The organism is Leuconostoc aquikimchii, assembly GCF_040838325.1.
Taxonomy (GTDB): Bacteria; Bacillota; Bacilli; order Lactobacillales; family Lactobacillaceae; genus Leuconostoc; species Leuconostoc aquikimchii.
In genome coordinates this window covers 714,752-733,016 of the sequence record NZ_JBFPER010000001.1, presented here as the reverse complement: position 1 = coordinate 733,016, position 18,265 = coordinate 714,752, and the positions used below count along the sequence as shown (strand labels likewise).

The 18,265-nt window shown below is 36.3% G+C and carries 28 protein-coding genes; 6 read left to right on the top strand and 22 right to left on the bottom strand.

The genetic code is table 11. The features are described from left to right. Window position 1: 1 nt before the first annotated feature. The 21 genes from AB3K24_RS03710 to AB3K24_RS03610 all read right to left on the bottom strand — a co-directional run bounded on the left by AB3K24_RS03710 (window position 2) and on the right by AB3K24_RS03610 (window position 13,637). Window positions 2-1,414, bottom strand: coding sequence for a phage portal protein (locus AB3K24_RS03710; RefSeq protein ID WP_367973861.1), 1,413 nt, complete (start codon window positions 1,412-1,414; stop codon window positions 2-4). Beyond that, window positions 1,408-2,688, bottom strand: coding sequence for a PBSX family phage terminase large subunit (locus AB3K24_RS03705; protein WP_367973860.1), 1,281 nt, complete (start codon window positions 2,686-2,688; stop codon window positions 1,408-1,410). The genes AB3K24_RS03710 and AB3K24_RS03705 overlap by 7 nt, the downstream gene beginning before the upstream one ends. Then, the gene (locus AB3K24_RS03700; RefSeq protein WP_367973859.1) at window positions 2,672-3,481 is read right to left on the bottom strand and encodes a terminase small subunit; all 810 of its coding nucleotides are present in this window, start codon (window positions 3,479-3,481) and stop codon (window positions 2,672-2,674) included. Before AB3K24_RS03700 ends, AB3K24_RS03705 begins: the two co-directional genes overlap by 17 nt. A 46-nt stretch (window positions 3,482-3,527) precedes the next feature. Further along, window positions 3,528-4,055 (bottom strand): hypothetical protein, encoded by a 528-nt coding sequence (locus AB3K24_RS03695; RefSeq protein WP_367973858.1) that lies wholly within the window; start codon window positions 4,053-4,055, stop codon window positions 3,528-3,530. Between the two features lie 200 nt (window positions 4,056-4,255). Beyond that, window positions 4,256-4,561: an ImmA/IrrE family metallo-endopeptidase gene (locus AB3K24_RS03690; RefSeq protein WP_367973857.1), complete on the bottom strand. Its 306-nt coding sequence runs from the start codon at window positions 4,559-4,561 to the stop codon at window positions 4,256-4,258. Between the two features lie 678 nt (window positions 4,562-5,239). Continuing rightward, entirely contained in the window at window positions 5,240-5,719 is a 480-nt protein-coding gene (locus tag AB3K24_RS03685; RefSeq protein ID WP_367973856.1) for a transcriptional activator, read from the bottom strand. Between the two features lie 96 nt (window positions 5,720-5,815). Then, window positions 5,816-6,652, bottom strand: coding sequence for a prohibitin family protein (locus AB3K24_RS03680; protein ID WP_367973855.1), 837 nt, complete (start codon window positions 6,650-6,652; stop codon window positions 5,816-5,818). Window positions 6,653-6,811: 159 nt separating this feature from the next. Further along, window positions 6,812-7,000 (bottom strand): hypothetical protein, encoded by a 189-nt coding sequence (locus AB3K24_RS03675; RefSeq protein ID WP_367973854.1) that lies wholly within the window; start codon window positions 6,998-7,000, stop codon window positions 6,812-6,814. A gap of 10 nt (window positions 7,001-7,010) precedes the next feature. After that, window positions 7,011-7,487 carry a RusA family crossover junction endodeoxyribonuclease gene (locus AB3K24_RS03670; protein ID WP_367973853.1) on the bottom strand — a complete coding sequence of 159 codons (477 nt, stop codon included), beginning with the start codon at window positions 7,485-7,487 and terminating at the stop codon, window positions 7,011-7,013. Between the two features lie 306 nt (window positions 7,488-7,793). Continuing rightward, window positions 7,794-9,194: a DUF5906 domain-containing protein gene (locus tag AB3K24_RS03665; protein WP_367973852.1), complete on the bottom strand. Its 1,401-nt coding sequence runs from the start codon at window positions 9,192-9,194 to the stop codon at window positions 7,794-7,796. A gap of 3 nt (window positions 9,195-9,197) precedes the next feature. Then, on the bottom strand, window positions 9,198-10,085 hold the full coding sequence (locus tag AB3K24_RS03660; protein ID WP_367973851.1) for a hypothetical protein: 888 nt from the start codon (window positions 10,083-10,085) through the stop codon (window positions 9,198-9,200). Beyond that, a complete protein-coding gene (locus AB3K24_RS03655) occupies window positions 10,085-10,651 on the bottom strand; it encodes a DUF669 domain-containing protein (RefSeq protein ID WP_367973850.1) in 567 nt (188 codons plus the stop codon). Before AB3K24_RS03655 ends, AB3K24_RS03660 begins: the two co-directional genes overlap by 1 nt. A gap of 2 nt (window positions 10,652-10,653) precedes the next feature. Next, window positions 10,654-11,319, bottom strand: a complete 666-nt coding sequence (locus AB3K24_RS03650; RefSeq protein WP_367973849.1) for an AAA family ATPase — start codon at window positions 11,317-11,319, stop codon at window positions 10,654-10,656. Then, window positions 11,306-12,256, bottom strand: a complete 951-nt coding sequence (locus AB3K24_RS03645; RefSeq protein WP_367973848.1) for a DUF1351 domain-containing protein — start codon at window positions 12,254-12,256, stop codon at window positions 11,306-11,308. Before AB3K24_RS03645 ends, AB3K24_RS03650 begins: the two co-directional genes overlap by 14 nt. Before the next feature lies 1 nt (window position 12,257). Continuing rightward, window positions 12,258-12,467 carry a hypothetical protein gene (locus AB3K24_RS03640; RefSeq protein WP_367973847.1) on the bottom strand — a complete coding sequence of 70 codons (210 nt, stop codon included), beginning with the start codon at window positions 12,465-12,467 and terminating at the stop codon, window positions 12,258-12,260. After that, on the bottom strand, window positions 12,460-12,597 hold the full coding sequence (locus AB3K24_RS03635; protein ID WP_367973846.1) for a hypothetical protein: 138 nt from the start codon (window positions 12,595-12,597) through the stop codon (window positions 12,460-12,462). The genes AB3K24_RS03640 and AB3K24_RS03635 overlap by 8 nt, the downstream gene beginning before the upstream one ends. Window positions 12,598-12,599: 2 nt before the next feature. Continuing rightward, entirely contained in the window at window positions 12,600-12,770 is a 171-nt protein-coding gene (locus AB3K24_RS03630) for a hypothetical protein (RefSeq protein ID WP_367973845.1), read from the bottom strand. Between the two features lie 3 nt (window positions 12,771-12,773). Continuing rightward, window positions 12,774-12,971 carry a hypothetical protein gene (locus tag AB3K24_RS03625; protein WP_367973844.1) on the bottom strand — a complete coding sequence of 66 codons (198 nt, stop codon included), beginning with the start codon at window positions 12,969-12,971 and terminating at the stop codon, window positions 12,774-12,776. 11 nt (window positions 12,972-12,982) lie between these two features. After that, the gene (locus AB3K24_RS03620) at window positions 12,983-13,201 is read right to left on the bottom strand and encodes a hypothetical protein (RefSeq protein ID WP_367973843.1); all 219 of its coding nucleotides are present in this window, start codon (window positions 13,199-13,201) and stop codon (window positions 12,983-12,985) included. Between the two features lie 12 nt (window positions 13,202-13,213). Next, a complete protein-coding gene (locus AB3K24_RS03615) occupies window positions 13,214-13,429 on the bottom strand; it encodes a hypothetical protein (RefSeq protein WP_367973842.1) in 216 nt (71 codons plus the stop codon). A 13-nt stretch (window positions 13,430-13,442) separates the two neighbouring features. After that, complete coding sequence (locus tag AB3K24_RS03610) at window positions 13,443-13,637, bottom strand: helix-turn-helix domain-containing protein (protein ID WP_367973841.1); 195 nt, start codon at window positions 13,635-13,637, stop codon at window positions 13,443-13,445. A gap of 84 nt (window positions 13,638-13,721) precedes the next feature. On the opposite strand from AB3K24_RS03610, the gene AB3K24_RS03605 reads away from it, so the two are divergent. Next, window positions 13,722-13,940, top strand: coding sequence for a hypothetical protein (locus tag AB3K24_RS03605; RefSeq protein WP_367973840.1), 219 nt, complete (start codon window positions 13,722-13,724; stop codon window positions 13,938-13,940). Here AB3K24_RS03605 and AB3K24_RS03600 read toward each other — a convergent pair. Beyond that, the gene (locus AB3K24_RS03600) at window positions 13,917-14,069 is read right to left on the bottom strand and encodes a hypothetical protein (protein ID WP_367973839.1); all 153 of its coding nucleotides are present in this window, start codon (window positions 14,067-14,069) and stop codon (window positions 13,917-13,919) included. The genes AB3K24_RS03605 and AB3K24_RS03600 overlap by 24 nt on opposite strands. Window positions 14,070-14,357: 288 nt before the next feature. Here AB3K24_RS03600 and AB3K24_RS03595 point away from each other — a divergent pair, with 288 nt between their 5' ends. From AB3K24_RS03595 to AB3K24_RS03575, 5 genes are all read left to right on the top strand, one after another. Next, window positions 14,358-14,696 (top strand): helix-turn-helix domain-containing protein, encoded by a 339-nt coding sequence (locus AB3K24_RS03595; RefSeq protein ID WP_367973838.1) that lies wholly within the window; start codon window positions 14,358-14,360, stop codon window positions 14,694-14,696. Between the two features lie 6 nt (window positions 14,697-14,702). Next, a complete protein-coding gene (locus tag AB3K24_RS03590; protein WP_367973837.1) occupies window positions 14,703-15,137 on the top strand; it encodes a hypothetical protein in 435 nt (144 codons plus the stop codon). Window positions 15,138-15,183: 46 nt separating this feature from the next. Next, window positions 15,184-15,708: an Ltp family lipoprotein gene (locus tag AB3K24_RS03585; protein ID WP_367973836.1), complete on the top strand. Its 525-nt coding sequence runs from the start codon at window positions 15,184-15,186 to the stop codon at window positions 15,706-15,708. A gap of 45 nt (window positions 15,709-15,753) precedes the next feature. After that, window positions 15,754-16,653, top strand: coding sequence for an Abi family protein (locus AB3K24_RS03580; protein ID WP_367973835.1), 900 nt, complete (start codon window positions 15,754-15,756; stop codon window positions 16,651-16,653). A gap of 246 nt (window positions 16,654-16,899) precedes the next feature. Continuing rightward, complete coding sequence (locus AB3K24_RS03575; protein WP_367973834.1) at window positions 16,900-17,967, top strand: tyrosine-type recombinase/integrase; 1,068 nt, start codon at window positions 16,900-16,902, stop codon at window positions 17,965-17,967. Window positions 17,968-18,265 lie beyond the last annotated feature (298 nt).

The following is an 18,265-nucleotide window of genomic DNA, read 5'->3' as shown; positions in this document are numbered from 1 at the left end:
ACTAGTCCTCTAAGTTATCACGTGCTGCAGGATTGTCATAACTATCTGTTGTTTGTTCACGCAATTTTAATTCATCTTGCCAATCTTGAACAAGTGGATTACTTTTTGCTATCGCTTCATCACTAGTAACATTAGCAAGTTTGGCCACAATGTCTGCTTGTTCAGTATCATCTTTTACTGCAGCACGCGTCCATTGTTGTGTGATGTGTCTCAATTCAGCTTTCCCATCGTTCAAATAGTGAAGTGCTGCGCGAATCAAACTAGATAACCCTGGTCTAAATTCACTTTCTAATGCTGCAGCTTTTAATTCGAGCAAAGTATAAATCATTTTCAGGGCCACACCTGTCTTGTTTGTTCCTATCTCAACCTTTGACGGATCAACACCTTGTCCATGTAAAAATATGGCTTCACGGGTACGGTCTAGTAAATCATCACGCGCTTGAACAGGTATATCAATCGTTAATTTATCAAGTCCTGACTTGTCACCGTCACCATAATTTTCTAAATTAATCACTTGATCTTGCTTTAACTTTTGCTTGAATTCCGTTGCACTTCCCGCATCACCATAGTTCGTTAATATCAAAATAACTTGCTGAACGTCATCAACATCATTAACGAACCCACTGTACACACGATCAAAAACATCAATAAGTCCTTTGTAACGTTGCAAATCAGTCGTGCCATCTTGGTTATTCATAAATGCAATAAAAGGAACAGTCCCCATGTCATGCTTTAAGATATAACTATTTTCTAATGCCTCATCTGTGTTAATGTCAAATACCGGCACACGATAGTCATACATCAATGATGAATAATCAAGATCACGTTCATGTTTGAAAAATTGTGCTTGCTCGTCTGTCCAATACTCGTCGTAAATATAAACGTCGCCTGTTTCACTGTCCAATGCTTCATAAGTGCGTCGCACAGCTAATAGCTTTTGTTCCAAACTACCATCATAAACTGGCGTTATCTGCGCTGGATCAATTGTTGCATAATGGAATATACCTGCTTCATCTGTCCAATAATGTAACCAAGCTGTACCAGAATTAGCGGCATTAACTACCAAACGATTGAACACACGGGCATAATTATCACCAAGCACATTCGCCACACTGTTATTTAACGTATCATCTTCCACATCAAAAGTTGGGACGACACCACCAACATATTGTGCCTTTTGATCAACCAATATACGATGATAACCATTGCTAATGCGATTGTCGGCTTTACGAATATAGCTATCCTTCTTGCCTTCATCATCTAAAGTGTCTTTCCCACCTTTATCACGTGTTATGTCGTTCTTGTTATTGTAATAACGTACACTTTGTTCATACTCATCAATGGCTCGTGAGCGCCCTTCATCGGTACTTTTAAATACTTTTTTCGCTACTTCTAAATCCAACGCAATCACCATCCAATCCTTGTTCTTGAAGTTATTACTGTGTAGACAAAATATCTGTCTGCATCCATTGCATGATCGTGTTCCTTTACGGGTTTATCTTCTCCCCTGTCTGCTACTTTTTTATCCCAAATGTATGAGTTAATTTCTTTGAAGGTATTAACAGCTTTTGATGACCATTTAATCTTGCCCTCATTCATTGCCGACATTTGTGCTCTAATACCGTTCAAAACATCATTCTTAGCAGGAACAACGCGAAAACCGTGTTGCTTTAATTCTGCTTTAAAACTAGCAGAAGAAGGATCGAGAATTATCTTGACTTGTTCTTTAGCTAAGTGATTATGTTCGTAGAACTCTTCTAGATCTTCCCTAAATTGGATATCAGCCTTTTGTTTAGCCGTTTCACGGCCCGAGTAGTAATATTCATCAGTGTTGTACCAAACGTTTTTATAATGCGACCAGCGCTTAAATACGGTCGCGTTTTGGGTACCATAATCAACTGATACCCATTCGCTGTCATAGACTGTCTCACTTGGCAAATCAACCACCATAGTTGTTTCATCAAAGTTGTCATAAATAACTCCTTCTGATACTGACCATTGACCCAAAATATAACGTTTGTAGAACACACCAGAGTACATTCGCTCATAACGTTCTCGAGTTTCAATAGTCAACGATGGATTATCTTTCATCATGAAATGAATACGTATCGCATTGTGCTTGGTTAGATTGTCAATCCATTCTTGCTTGAACCAATGATATGGTCCTTCTGGGTTGCCATTAAACCAAAACTTTGCGCCAGTATCTGAAGCACGAGCTGTCGCTTGGTTAACAAAACTTTGTGGCATCAACACAACTTCATCAAAGAAAAAGCCCGCAGTTGTGATACCTTGTACCAAGTCTTGCGAACTTTCATCTTTGCCACCAAACAGAAAATAAGAATTTGTTTTGTTGCCTTTGGTAATATCTAACCGGTTTTCACTACGATTGTCTTTTACTGAATATCCTGATGCATTTAACATTGACACCAACGGCCTGATAACATTTCGTCTTAGCGAGCCAATCGTTTTGCCTGCCAAACCAAAGTTGTGGCCATTAAATTCTGTCATGGACCAAACGATATAACTTAACGACATGACAACTGTTTTGCCAGCACGAACTGAACCGTCAGCAATAATAGCTTCCTTGTTTTTATACAATGGACTAGTCCACCACGATAGCACTTGCATTTGTCTAACTGAGAACGGTTTGAAATCAAATGTCGCACTCATTTTACGTTTCGATGCCATCATTTTCTCCAAATACACTACTATTCTTAATGGCGTCAATCAAACCATCTTCTGTTACTTCTTCCTTAACATATTCACCCATGATCTCAATCAGTTTGTCACGTGACTTGTTTCGGTCATGCATTTCAATCACAGGGCCATCTTTCCCCATCTTGATTGTTTTTATAACCTTTGTATCTACCATATCTCTGTTTTTAAATTGCACCCACGATTTATGCGACACGATTGGATTTCCGTCATCATCAAGTATGGGTTTATTTTTGTCAGGCTTGCCATTTGTGTCTTCATACAACGTTTCATCATACGCCCCAAAATTGACATAATCGCCAATGTCAGCACGTGCCTCTTTCGCCATATCTTCTAGCAAATCAAAAACGCCCACACCAAGCTCTTTCAATTTAGCTTTTTGCAGACGTTTTATTTCGTTTTGAATGTCAACATTTGTCAACAATCTTTGGCCAGCTGTTTTTGCAGTTTCATAGGTAACACCATAGACATTTATGTACGCTTGTGTAGCATTTGAAATGCGTAAATACTCTAGTACAAAGGCTTTTTGTCGAACTGTTAAGCCACTTTCGCTTAACTCTTCAATGGCCTTTTCAGTTGGCTTTTTCCGTGTAACATTTTTTTGTAACGGCTTCTTTTTTGTTACAATTTTTGTAACGTTTTCTTTTGACCAGTATCTACGTTTCCACTGCCTAACAGTTCCTTCAGATACGTCATACTTATCAGCAATATCCTTATACTTTAAACCAGACAAATAATCTTGTTCGGCTTCTTCATACTTTTTCATGTCATCGTGTCACCTCCTTTCAAATTCACTGCAAAATAAAAATCGCTTATAGTTTGTCAACTATTTTTTTAGTTTCAGAATCTCCGTATTTCAATACCATGGTATCAAAATCATTATCGGATTTAATTAAAAAATTCACTATCGAGACAGCATTAGCTGCGGTGATTACTAAGCTTAGTACTTTTAAAATAATTCCTGCATCAATTAACAAAAATAAATGAAACAACGGAAAAAATATTAAGAATATAATAATAAAAAATCTTATCTTATATACTTGTTCTCTGTAATTCATCATACTGCTTATGAACTCATCCGATTTACTTTTTTTGTAATCATTTGATGTTATAAACATTTGTTTCAATAGTAATTTTTCATTTTCATTCCAATTTAGAAAAATAAATATATTCCACAAACAAATTAATAATACAAAATAGTAAAAAAATGGCAATATATGAAATTTCCGCGGAACAACAAATACATTAAGCACAATACTTACAGAGGACACTACAAATGCCACATTTAAATATGCTCTATATTTATTTAACTTTTTAACTAATCTTAACTCAAGTTTCATCTCCAACCTCCAATAGCAATAATCATACCATTAGTGAGTTGTAATTTCATTTAGAATTTACAAAAATATCTTATAAAACTATTTTTTGCTTTAGAATGCAAAAACACCAATTAAATAAATTGATTTGAAACCAACTCTCAGCGTATCTAACGCCATCTTCTGCTTCATATTTAGTGATGTAATGATGCATAATGTCTCTCCTAACCTAATTTATTATTCTTAATGATTTGGTGTAACATCAGTCCTAATGAATCAACTAAACGTTCATTATCTTCAAACTCAACGTTACTTGATTCAAATAATATGGCGTGGACTAACTCGTGATACAACGTCTGCTCTTGCCGTTCTTTTGAAGACTTTTCGTTGATTTGAATGGTATTTGTGACGTAATCACAATGTCCCAACAACGTATCACCGTCTTCGTTATTTTCAAGATGAACAATCTCTATCTTATAATCAATCGCGCCAACTTTAATTGACTTAGGAATTTTAAATTTTTTTGACATCGTACCTACCTCCTCAGACACATCATATGGCTCTTGTAGTCAATCTGCCTGTTATCCAACACTTCAGACACGATCTGTACCCGTGATCTCGTATGACGTGCTGCACTCTCGCGTTTCAAGTCATCAGCATGTTGCTTATTCACTTGTGTTGCTGTTTTTATGTGGCGCTTGCGTTTGCGCGCTGTTCTTGTTGATTCGTTCATGATTTATCCTTAAATTTATGTACTAAAAAAGCACCTGTTAAGGTGCAACTCAATTATTAAGGATTACTTAATAGTTGAACTATTTCTAAAATGGAAACTGTTCGTGTGGTGCGTTCAATTTTTGCACCAACCACTATGTACGCGTAACCCCAAGTCGTCAACAGGCTACCATGTTCGTCAACACGTTTTACTTGAACAAACAAGTTCGACCATTATGTACGAGCAAGCGACAGGCTTACTCATTTACAGATACAAGACTGCTAGACCGTCTTCCTTGGCTAGCAATATGAATGGCAGGACTCGAACCTGCTGTATAACCGGAAGCGGACGCAACTCGTATACATTCACATGATATTCCAACCTATCTATTTAAACCGAACACTCACCTGTTCCTGCAGGCATGATCTTTTGTAATTCTTCGATAATACTAATTTACACCCATTTTCAGGCATAAAACTGCAGAAAAAGCGCAGTATCATAGTACTGCGCCTAATATGTGCTTGATTTCAACACGCCATGCTTGTGCTGTGCGTTCAGATATATGAAATTGTTGTGCTACCTTAACCCAAGTGACCGACTTGCTCGCATAATAGTATGCCACAACTTTTTGCTTATCAGGTTCAAATGTCGCTAACCAGCGTTCAACATCTTCCTTTTGTTTATTCAACCTGTTTAATACTGGATCACTTTCAACTCTTATCATCATATCTTCTAACGGCCGTGTATGTTTATTCTGCGCACGTCCACCGCCGATATTATCATCCTCACTGCGCGAAAAGACTTTTTTCCAATCGGTATGCAGTTCGCCGGTTAATTTGTCTTTTTTAACAACTGGCAGATACTTATCTTCATCATCTACATGTACGTTTTTTAATTCATCAGTACGTTGTTTTATCATCAGATCTAAGCGACCAGTGAAGTAATTACGCAGAATTTTGTCAATTTTATCCGCCATGTATTCTCCTACTTACGTTTCAAGTATTCTCGCAAAACTAACAACAAACTAATAACACCAGCGATTAGTAACGCTTTAATAATGAAGTATGCCATATTACTTGTCCTTATCTACAATCACGCCGCCGTTACCTTGCACTGTAACCCAACCTTTATCCTTGCGAGCTTGTGCAATCATATAATCAATCGTTGTTTGTGTGACTGAATCATTAATTTTCTTGTTCGCATCAGCCTCTGCTTGTGCTGCAATTTGTTTTGTCTTGGCATCTGCTTCTGCTGATACAACTTTTGCTGATGCATCACCTTCTGCTTTTGTCTTTTGTGTCTTAGCTTCTAACTCTGCTTTTTTATTATCTTGCCCGGCACGAATTAAATCATCAATTGACTTTTGTGTTTGTTGATCAATAGCTGGGACACCGAATGACAAATCTTCGACAATAAAGCCTTGATTTTCTACTTCTTTTTGAAAACTATTCAAAATGTCTGCTTGTACTTTACCGGCATCACTACCAGTAACTTCCAACAATGTGTGTTTTGCCAATGTATCACGTCCAGCTTTTTGTAACTTTTGTGACAACCAACCTTTTTCAATTGTTTCAATGTTAGCTGAGCCAAACTTACGATAAACAGATACCGCCTTTGTTGGGTCCACATGGAAGTTATACGTCAACTTAACGTCTGTCTTCTTGCCATCTTCGGTTGCTAATCCAACCTTTTCAGTCGTCGTTTGTGTCCGAATAGGATACTGGGTCACTTTATCTAACCCAACGAAGTGAACACCCTGTGACAACGATTGCTTACGTACACCACCACTCATTGAGTAACGAATACCCACATTACCATTGTCAATCTTCTCAAAGAACCAAAAGCCACTAATGACTACAATTACCAATGTTACAAATGAACCAATACCAACTTTAACTAACTTATCCATGTTTTTCTCCTCAATATTTCTCAACTTTTTCTCTATCACACTTTGAACATGCTTTAATCATCCAATCACCATTTATATGGCTTACAACTTCGTAGCTATGGATACAAAACATTTGCTTGATAAATTTCAAATACCACAGCATGAAATCACCAAACATGATTAGTTCTCCCACAATTCAATTGCTTCACCGTGCGCAACCATGTTATTAAAATAATTAATATTGTCGCGTACCTGCTCAAAATCACTATCCAGTACATGACCATTATTCTTATATTGATAATCAAAGTAGTTATTAAAACTATCCAACCACCCTTGCTCTTCTGCTCTAATTTCGTAACCTTTTGCCATCATTTCTCCTTCATACTTTCCAAATCGTCACATGCAACGCCCTAGTAAAATTAGTACGCTTGTGACTGCTCTTGTCTGTTATTTGTGCATCATCAAATCCCAATGCTACTTGCATGGCATCTAAAGTTGGTTTTTCCATATTATCCAAATCTTTAGTTTGCCTGTTATTCTGTTTGATATTAGTCTGATAAAAGGTCAAGCTGACTGATAAATCATCTGACTTATCAATTTCAACTTTGGTTTTTTCGTTAATATCGTCTAGTGCTTGGATCAATTCATCTTTGTAATCGTGATACTTTTTTCCACGATAGACTTGATTCGTTTTCGTGTTATGTTGTAAATCATTGCCACTTCCAAAGTCATGATCTAATTCAATAAGTGCATCAAAAATTTTTGAGCCTGCGACATTATTAGGCCTGTTAATCTCTAAAAATTTCTTATCAAGATAAGCACGCAGCGAAGTGAACAACTGTAAAATATTATCCAAAATTTACCTCAAATCATATTTTTTAATGTAGGGTTGCATGTAGGGTTTAAAATTCATAAAGCCTTGATACGACTGACTTTTGATATTTATGTAGGGTTTGCACGGTTTCTCTTATATCTTATTTATTTTTACTAATTTATTTAGTATAGAGAATAAAGTAATAAAAACTATACACAACCCTACATAGACCATGGCAGAGTAAGACAAAACCCTACATCAAACCGTTCGTAAACCCTACACAAACCCTACATAAAACAGCTAAATTGATACGCCTGGAACAGTTGTTGATTTTAAAACCCCACATAATTAAATTTTGTAAAAAACGCCATCTTTGTTTCTGATTTTTTCATTCCAGTTAGCCATTTTCCTGCCCCATGCCGTTGTTGACATTGGCTTATCATCTTCATTTTTAGATGCAAACTTCGCATCATAAAAATCAGTGTAATCCATATACAAATAAGTTGCTTTTTGTAGTCCTGGCTTTAAAGTTTCGTGCCAAGTCACAAATGGATCTTGTGCGACAATATCATCAACAATACTTTTTTGAACATGCCAATCTTCTTTGACAGCTTGTTGATACATTTCAATAGCATAAGTCGCCAACCGAGGTATCTCGTCTTCTAAATCTTCTTCTAAAAACAACGTGTTACGGAGATTAATTTCTTTTGCTGTGGCAACTGGCGCTTGTGTCTTGATGATATGCAATCGTCTTTTAATCGCACCCGCGTTGTTAAAAATAGGCATTTCGTTCACGTTAATAATCATTTTAGAAGTGATCTGAAAATCCGTCCCGTCCACACCCTTTCGCTCGACTGGGGACAGGCCGCCACCAGTAATAGATTTAAATGTGTCGTCTTCTTTAAAACGCACACGTGTGGCATCATCATCAACCATAATTGACTTCCCAACAAATCTTGCTGTTTCAAATCGCGCATTATTACCTTGCAAGTTTTTTAGTTTAAATGCGCCTACTCTTTTTTCGCCAAACATAGCTTGTGTAATCTTAGTAACAAAATGCGTTTTACCAGTGCCACCAATTGGATCAAGCAGAAAAAGTGCACCTTGTCGCCAATTAATATTTGATTGAAAGGCATAGCCTAACCAAGCCCATAAAAAGTTTGAATTATCGCCAAACATATAATCTGCATACGCAATCCATGTATCAGGTGCTTTACCCGTTTCATCAGGTGCAAAATCAAAACCGTCAATCAAGTTCATTTCTTTTTTTGGTGGAAAGAAATTATTAGTGTTGATGTTCAAAGTCCAATTATTGAAAGCAATGTAACCAGGCTTCGCTGTATTATCAAAACTACGTGACTGCTCAATTAATATTGGTTTCACATCTTTTTGTAGTTCGCGTTTCTTGTTAGATGACAGCTGCAACTTATCCGCAATGGTCAATATACTGACGTCAATCATGTTGAAGATACTTTTAACTGGCATACTTTGCCAATACGACCCATTCCAAATGTAGCCATAATCATCTTTAACCGCCACGCTATCAAAGCCAATTAACCACTCTGCAAAACTAACAATCGAGGTCACTTTATATTTAATCTGGTTTTCTTTCTGTTTGACAGTCACATCTAACCAATTCAACTTATTAACAAAACCAAGCGACATGCCATCATTGAAATCATCGTAGGTCAAAGGTATTTTATTTTGTTTGAAAGATGTGACTGACCGTAATGAATATTCTTGTGACATCTGTTATCCTCGCAATAGTCTCTTTGTTTTATTTCTGATATCTTTTTCTGGGTTATCTAGTTGTGATGCAATACCTGTTATGTCAAACGCTTCATAGACTTCATCATCATGCATGTTTGGAAACGCTTTTTTTATGGCGCCAATCACACGTGTCAAGTTGTCATCACGCTCACCTTTGAACCAAGTAATGCCATGCTTCTTAGTGTAATTAATGACAAAACCAATTAAATCCGTATCACCATTTTCAGTTGTGATAAATTCATTGTCGTACGTTGGCAATATCAATGGCTTAAATTCAGGTTCAATGTAAACAGACTTGACTTGATATTTGAACCTTGTATCAATATCCCATGGCACAATAGTGCCTTCTTGCTGAAGAGGCAAGCCCATTAACCGGCCAATCGTTTTCGATGACACAAGGTCCGCACCAAATTTTTCAACATCAATACCAACGTTTTTCAAAACAACAACTAACTCATCAACTGCTTGTGATAATAATTTTGGTGCGATTGGTTCGCGCAATGGGATATATAATCTTGATGCATTGACATGTTTGCCACCAAATATTGATGAAGGTGTTTTCCATAAGTAGGCCTCTACTTTTGATTGGATTAACATACGATAGAATAGATCGCGCAATATCAAGAAGTCTGGCACTTCGTCTAAATCAAACAATATGCCTTCAATATTCGCTATATTGTCACGACTTCTTGTTAAACCATCTATCAATTTACTTGGCGTAAAATATTGTGCTTGATAAGTTTTAAAATCATCTGTGTCATCCACAACTTCATGTTTATACGGCAGTGAATTGGCATACAAAATCACATCTAAATCATCCACAACATCGTAACCGCCAAAGACACCAGACTTCTTGAATGCTGATACCATTATGCGAATGGGTCGACAGGCATTGCGCTGGCACTATTTGTTGGTTCAGCCATACCTGCAAATGGATCAGTTATGCCTGTTTGTGATGATGCTGATGATTGTGCTGATGAATCAGTTTGTGGCCGCGGTTGCGCTACGTCTGGTTTAGACTCAGACATGAGTTGTGCAAAATTAGTAATTTGTGGCTTGTAAATTGTTTTGCCATTGTAAAAGTCTTTATCAAATTTGCCTACACGAACGGCTAACTTCTTGTTAGGTAAGAATGTCGCAACGTCTTTTAGTTCAAATGACTGGCCATCTTGAATGCCACCAATACCTGAAATCAATGCGTTAATTTCACGATAGCGGAATGCCTTTTCGGCCTTACTATCATCCATAAAGGTGTGAATCAATTGTGCACCCTTTTCAGTACCGTCAGCAATTTCTAAGTGTAGGACAAAATATTCTTGTTGTACTTTATTAAGTCCCTTAAATTCAGCGCTGACGATTGATACGTTATAGTCTCCTAAGAAACCAACTTGCTTGCGCGCCATTTGAATATCGTTTGAATTGAATGTGAATGCCATGATTAGAGTTCCTCTTTCTTTTCCGGTGTCATAAGTTCTGTTGCTAGTATTTTTTTGCGATTGTCAATGCGATTTTTGACATGATTACCACTGTCTATATCCACATCAATCATTCGTGTACCATTGTCACTATAAATGCGCCCTACAATATCGAAAGCAGCAGTGAAGCGTATAAATGCTTTTTCGTTCATATCAGCTGTGTAGTGTTTCATTACACTGTCACTAATTTCTGTTTCATGTGCGGTTGCATAAATATTTAAACCGCTTGTTTTTAAAGTTTCTGATAATTCGCCGAGCCAATTTTGCAGTTTGTAGTAATTCGCTCGACCGTCTTTTGAAGAGTTTTCTATATTTTGAAGCACTAAATCTTGCAGTCTAGTGACATCGTCTAGTATAAGAGTGTCGTACTTAACACCTTTAATGCCTTCTGATGCATGTTCAATAACAGACATAATAAGTTGTTGAATATTTTTATAATCACTCTTTTCAAAGAATAACCCACCAAATTCACTCTCTTTGTTCACTGCATTTGTCGAATAATCGAGACTAATAATAAATTTTTTACCAGGGAATTGCTTGGCTATTGTCGTCTTACCTAAACCACCTTTGCCGTAGATAAAATACATATTATGAATATCAGGAATTTGACCTAGATCATAAATTTTCATCTTGCACACCTCTGTATTGAATACCAGACTGTTTCATAAACTCAGCTAAGGCTTGAAATTTTGGAACGGTACCAGTCGCACGAATTAAGTGTGTGACTACCTGTTCAGATTGTGGGGATGTCGTTGGTGCTTGTGGTTGCTCCTGTGGCACTTCTGCAACAACTTCGCCCGTTTGTGTGTCAATCACTTTGTCATTGACTGTGACCTCGTTAACGTGACGTTGTCGTTCTTGCTCAGCTTCCATGTCCGAAACTGCTTGTTCAGCTTCTTGACGCTTTTGGCGTTTCGTCACGTCACTATCAATGTCCATCATGATTTGAGCTAAACTTTTAAAATCAAGCGTGTGAAGGTAGCCTTCTGGATCAAATGACTTACTCTCGGCATAATTTCGTACAGCAACCGTATCAGCAAGTCGCTGCTCTTTAGCTTTTATTAACAGATCAAATTGTGGTTTGATATGTTCTGCGATAAATAGTTGCTTAGGTAAAGTGCCATTAAAGTTGCCTTTAATAAACCACTTCTCGTTAATCTCAATATCAGGATCAATATCTAATTCATTGGCCCGTTCAGCTAACCAATTATTTAAGCCGTCACGCCGCTTTTGTTTCTCTATTTCATCAAAGACTTTAACATCTGTATCGATCACATCAGCTGCATCTTTAGCTTGCTTTTCATAAGCAATAGCAATTTGGGACACTTCATCAAACGGTTTCAATAATTCTGTCTTAATCTTGCTACGTAATGCTGCTGATTCTTTCGCTGCATTACGTAATTCAGCACGTGATTTTCTCGATCCGACTAGCGTCTCTTCTGTGACAATAAAGTTATTGTGCCGTTGTATGATTTGTTCAAAGTCTTTTTTAAACTGATCAATATTTTTAAAGACAATCTGTCCTTTTTCAACATCAATCTGTGGTTGTGTTAGATCGTTTGTCATGTCATTCCTCCTCTATTTCGATTAGTTCAAGTGAGTTAGTAATACCGCGTTTAACACGACGTTTTTCAATTCTTCGTTGATATGCTGGAGATGACATGAAGTAGATATGATTAAATGTTTTGCTTGTTTTATCCGCTATTTCACGCATGATGCCATCTGCGATTAATTCATCCCCTTTATACAAGGCGTATAATCTTTCGGCTTTAATCATCGCCAAACTCCAATTGTTTAATCTCATCATCCAGATCGTTAATGTAATCGTTAATTTGATCTATTTCTTCAAATGACTTATCACGCTCAATGTGTAAATATTGAAGCCTTGATTGTTTTGTTTCTGCCATAATTACCCCTCTGCATGTTCAAAGAAGTAGTCAATGTCTGCATCAGACCAGCCGCCCTCTTGCAGGAACTTGCGTGTTTTTGCTGACTCTCGTTCATCGAACTTGCGTTCATCCCATTTGAACCAAACAACACCTACTGAGATGATGATGACCCATGTGATTGATGTTGTCATGTGTTACCTCCCTGATTTCTTGTCTATGAAATACTGCAACCTATCACCGTCCCACTGCTTCTTATTACCACTTACAAAAAACGGTTTTGGAAAATCCTTCTCTCGTTTTTGATATTTTTGAAATGTCGTAAGGTGCATGTTGAGATGCTTTACATCTACAACTTCTTTCTGCAAATAACTTCTGCTTTCAAACATTGCCATGTGTGATCTCCTTAATCGTTGTCACTTTCCATATAATTTGATATTTCAACACGCTCCAATGCCCACTCGATTAAGTCTGAGGCAAGTTTATAAGTTGGAATATTTGTCGACTTGCTTAACAGTCTTATTTTTCGATGCGTGTTCGGTCTCACATTAATAATGCGAACGTTACTTGGCTTTTCACGCCATTGTTGCTGAATATGAAATACATCATCATTTGTTTCAGTCATTCTGATATCTCCTTATTTATCATCAATGTTCAGTAACTTTCGTACCTTTTCACGAATTTCACGTGATGATTTATTTACGGCGAATGTATTAATCGCGAGGCTTAGTGATGCCTCCGTTACACCAACTGCCTCAGCTAAATCACGCTGTGTCATATCACGTTCGTACAATTCATCTTTGATGTGCTTTTTAAATTGTTTCGCAGCATCAACAATCATTTGTTCTGTCATGTGTTTCTCCTTTCTAATTTCTAAAATCATCTAAGCTGACTTCTAATGCATCAGCTATTTTTTCCATTGTTTCAAACGTTGGGTGTGTTCGGGCACCTGACTTAATTGGGTATAACGTACCTAACGAAATGCCTGATTTTTTTGATAGCCAATACCAGGTTTTGTTGATGCTATTCAATTGTTCATCTATTTTTTGATTGATTGTCAAGGTCTAATGCCGCCCTTGTTCTATTGTCTATAAGCAATATAATTGTAGTTACAAGCATTCAGTGTTAAGAAAGAAGAAATACTTATGAGCAAAGAATACGATTTAAACAGCAAACGTGATATGAATAAGTTTTCTGAAGATCTAAAAAATCAGGCTTATGATTTTGCTAAGAAATCTGCGAAATCAGACACATACGCTATTGATTGCCCACACTGTGAAAGTGAAGTAAACGTTCCAGTTGGAAAAAGCATTTGCCCACTCTGTTCTAAAGAAATTGATTTAACCCTTGATTTCGATTTCTAGTGTTAAATTGTTAATTTCATTAATCGTTTGAATAGTCTGTTCTGATAACTCGACAAGTTTTAAAGACAGGCTATTTAATTTGTCAATGTTTTTAACACGCGACTTTAGATGAATTTGATTATTTTCCATTTTCACATTCTCCTTTCTGTATAAAACTTATTAAGTTCTATACAATTAGTTGTAAGTTTTTATTGACCTAGTCAAACTTTTATACTATAATTGCATAGTAAATACGCATAACAAATACCGTTTACGTCCTTATCCCTCCGCCAAGATAGATAAAATGTAGGTGTTTTTGTTTCGCTTAAAAATTAGTAACTAACTTACAAGAATTAGTATAGTATAAAACTTTGACATTGTCAACAAAACAGTCAATATTTTATACTAACTGTTTCAAAAAAAAGGAAAATCATAGATATGACACTACTTTCGCGGACTAAAAAAATATCAAAATTGAGAGGTTTGTCGCTAGATGATCTTGCATTAAAAGCGGGATTAAGTAGTAAATCAATATATAACTGGGATAGAAATAGCCCAAAATCAGAAAACCTACAAAAAGTAGCCAACGTTTTAAATGTATCAACAGATTATCTACTAGGTCGTACTGATGTGATGAATGCATATAGTAATGAGTCCGAAAAAGATATTGATATAAAGAATGCGCTTGAGAATGACATCATGCTGGCTTTCGATGGTAAGCCAATATCTGACAAATACAAACGCATCATACTTGAATTATTGAGTGAAGAAGACTAATTGTGTATGGATAATTTTGAATACGATTTAACGCCATATCAAGAACGCTTAGAAGAAACAATTGTTAATTATCAAATCAAGATACAACACGTTATGGTTGAACCAACTGATCCACCTTTCGCTTACCCTAACAAAAATGTCGTGATTATGAATGATGCCTATGACTCCAAAATATCCCCTATTTTTATTTTGGCCCACGAGATTTATCACGTCACACAAAACAGTGTTGATCAACAAATATACGCATTCTCCCCTTTGGCTAAACAGGCAGAAGAGAAAAATGCGCATTTATTTGCTATACGTTTATTCTTTCAAAGTAGTGAAGAAGACTACGTACCAAATTACATAGCCGTTATGTACGCACTAGGCTTACCGTTATCTATGGAACATTTAGTTCGTCAAGTTTGGTTAGAATATTCAAAACCGTTTTTAGTTAATTAAGCATATGTGCTGAGCAACCACATTAAAAGGTTTTGGGAGAAATTTAATGAGTAAGAAAATTGTAGACGAGAACGGCAATACATACGTTCAAAAGAAGCCTATATACAAACGATTCTGGTTTTGGATTTTAGCCATCATAGTAATCGCTGTAATCGGCGGAAATCTCGGAAGTGGCGATAAGAGTTCAACAAATAGTAATGGCAAAAGCACAAGCACGAATAACAATCAAGCAGCAAAAAGTAGCTCTATTGAAAAGCCTAAAGTTTCTGCAGAATTTGCAGCTGCTACATCTAAAGCTAAGACTTATGCAACAATGATGAATATGTCAAAGGCAGGTATTTATAATCAATTAACATCAGATGCTGGTGAGAAGTTTCCTGCAGAGGCTGCACAATATGCAATTGATAACATAACAGTAGATTATAATAAAAATGCATTGGCAAAGGCTAAAACATACCAAAAACAGATGAGCATGTCGACAGATGCAATACATGATCAGTTGACATCTGAAGCTGGCGAAAAATTTACACAAGAAGAAGCCGATTATGCTATTCAAAATCTTAATAACTAATTAATGCCCTTTCGGGCGTACATAAAATATAAAGAAGAAAAAGTTATGAGCAGAGAAAATAAACCAAAATTAGACACGCGTTCATTAATTAAGCACATGAAATCTAAAGGTATAACCTTTTCACTGATATCAGAAAATGATGCTGAACAATTTTTAGATACAAAAAATTATTATTTTAAAGCCACTTCATATCGTTCAAACTTCCCAAAGGTAGATGGCAAGTATATAAATCTTGATTTCGCCTATTTAGTAGAATTAGCTGCAATTGATGCTCAACTACGTCGTTACTTATTTGACGTCGCTATAAATGTTGAACATGGTCTGAAAGTCAAAATACTCGCCATAATAAATAACAACCCAGACGAGGACGGGTACACAATAGTTGATGAGTTTAAGCAAAAATATACAGGTTTTTACGAGACAACTATTACATACATGAAAAAAAGTCGCTACTCTCAAGATCTTTACAAAAAACACGGGAGTGACCCCGCCGTTTGGGTGTTGCTAGAAACAATGTCGTTTGGTGCGCTAACAAAATTTATTGAGTTCTATGCTACCAAATATCCAAGCAAACAACTCAAAACATTTATTAATACAATGAAATATGCAAAAAACATTCGTAATGCAGTGGCACATTCGTCCCCTATACTGATCAATTTATTTACTCCAAAAGAGTATGTTCCAAAACCATCGGCAGTCGTATCAAATTTTTCAAGAGAAAATGGTATAGAACGTCAGTTTATACAAGATATGAAAATCCACGACTTAGTTGCTTTATTCTATTTAAACAAACAATTATCTAGTGAACGTGCACGATATTACACAGAAAAAAATGGCCGTGAAACTCTAAACCGTTTAACTCGCCATCCTGAATATTTTCACGGCATGGCTTCTATCCAGCAGTTTGAAATAGTCTTTTCTCAAATTCTTGACACTCAAAATTAAATGTAGTACGATAAAAGTACGGAAACATTGGTTCGCCCGATGGCTTGTGAGATGGTATCAATAACAAGTTGTACATAAATTTTGAGGTCAAGTAGTTTGAGCTACTTGACTTTTTTGTTGCAAAAAAGCACACCTTGTCCGGACAGACAGCAGGTGTGCTAAATCAAGTAAACGCACGGGGCGTTCTATTAAATTATAACAGATTTAAGCCCCCTTTTTAAGTATGAGCTTTAGGAGGCTTTTCTTATGGCATCAATCTACAAACGCGGTACAGGTTGGACGGCTAACGTATCAATCATGCAAAACAGTAAACGTATACGAAAAACAAAGTCTGGCTTCACTACTAAACGAGAAGCCGTGATATGGGCAAACGATACTGAATTTAAGAAACAAAACAAACAATTATCAACAAAAGATTCGTTATTTATCGATGAATTTAAAGATTGGTATACCGTTTTCAAGGAACCACAGTTAGAAACAGCTACAAAAGTTTGGTACAAAACAACGACGAATTTACTAACCAGAAAATGGCCAGATAAAAAAATAAATGAAGTAACATCTAAGGACTTTCAGATTCTTTTAAACGACTACGGTGATACTCATGTTAAGTCATCTATTTTAAAAATAAAAAATATTATCAAGTCATTTGTAATTTTCGCTTTAGATGACGGTATGATCTTGAAAGATTTTACTCGTAATGTAACCACACGTTCTAAAGTTAAAAGTAAAGATGTGACTTTAAAGTTTCTGGAAACTAATGAAATGAAAAAGTTAATCGATAGAATACGCTACAATGATTCTGTTTCTTGTAAAATGATTTTAACCGCTATATATTCAGGTCTGCGTTTTTCAGAAATAACCGGATTAACGCCTGCTGATTTTGATTTTGACAATAGCACTATTAACGTAAATAAATCTTGGCAAATGCAAGACCAAGCGTTCAAAGATACGAAAACAGAAACTTCTAACAGAATAGTTACTATGCCTGATTCATATATGAGCATTGCTAATAAATGGACACTTGGCGAGCGTTTCGCTTTTGAGGGTGACAACAGCAAGCCTATATTAAACAATGCCGTAAACAAACGTTTAAAGTACTATTTAGATATAGATAATAGTACGCCTATTACCTTTCACGGATTAAGACATACGCATGCTAGTTACCTATTATCACAAGATATAGCCATTCAGTATGTTAGTGAAAGATTGGGTCATTCGGACGTCAATATCACATTAAGTGTTTATGCCCACCTTCTTGATAAAAAACGTGAACAAGAAACAGCGGCTACAATAATTTCTCTGAATAACTTATAAGGCTACAAAATGGCTACTTTACCCCATAAAACGTTGTCACACCAATGGTATACATTCCTGTCAGCGGCATATTAACCGTTTTATCAGTGTGACTGATAGAACGGTTTTTATTTGGATAAACCTTGCTATGTCAACGTTTAAACGACTAATCAAGTTGGTACAAACAGGTGATAAATAGTATGAATAAGTAAAAAAAATAGGCACTGAGTGCTACAAATGACAGCAAATAAAAAACTAGCAGGTTTGGCGTAAAAATTTCGCATTTGGGAGAATGAAAGTTTTGAAAGGAAACCTACTA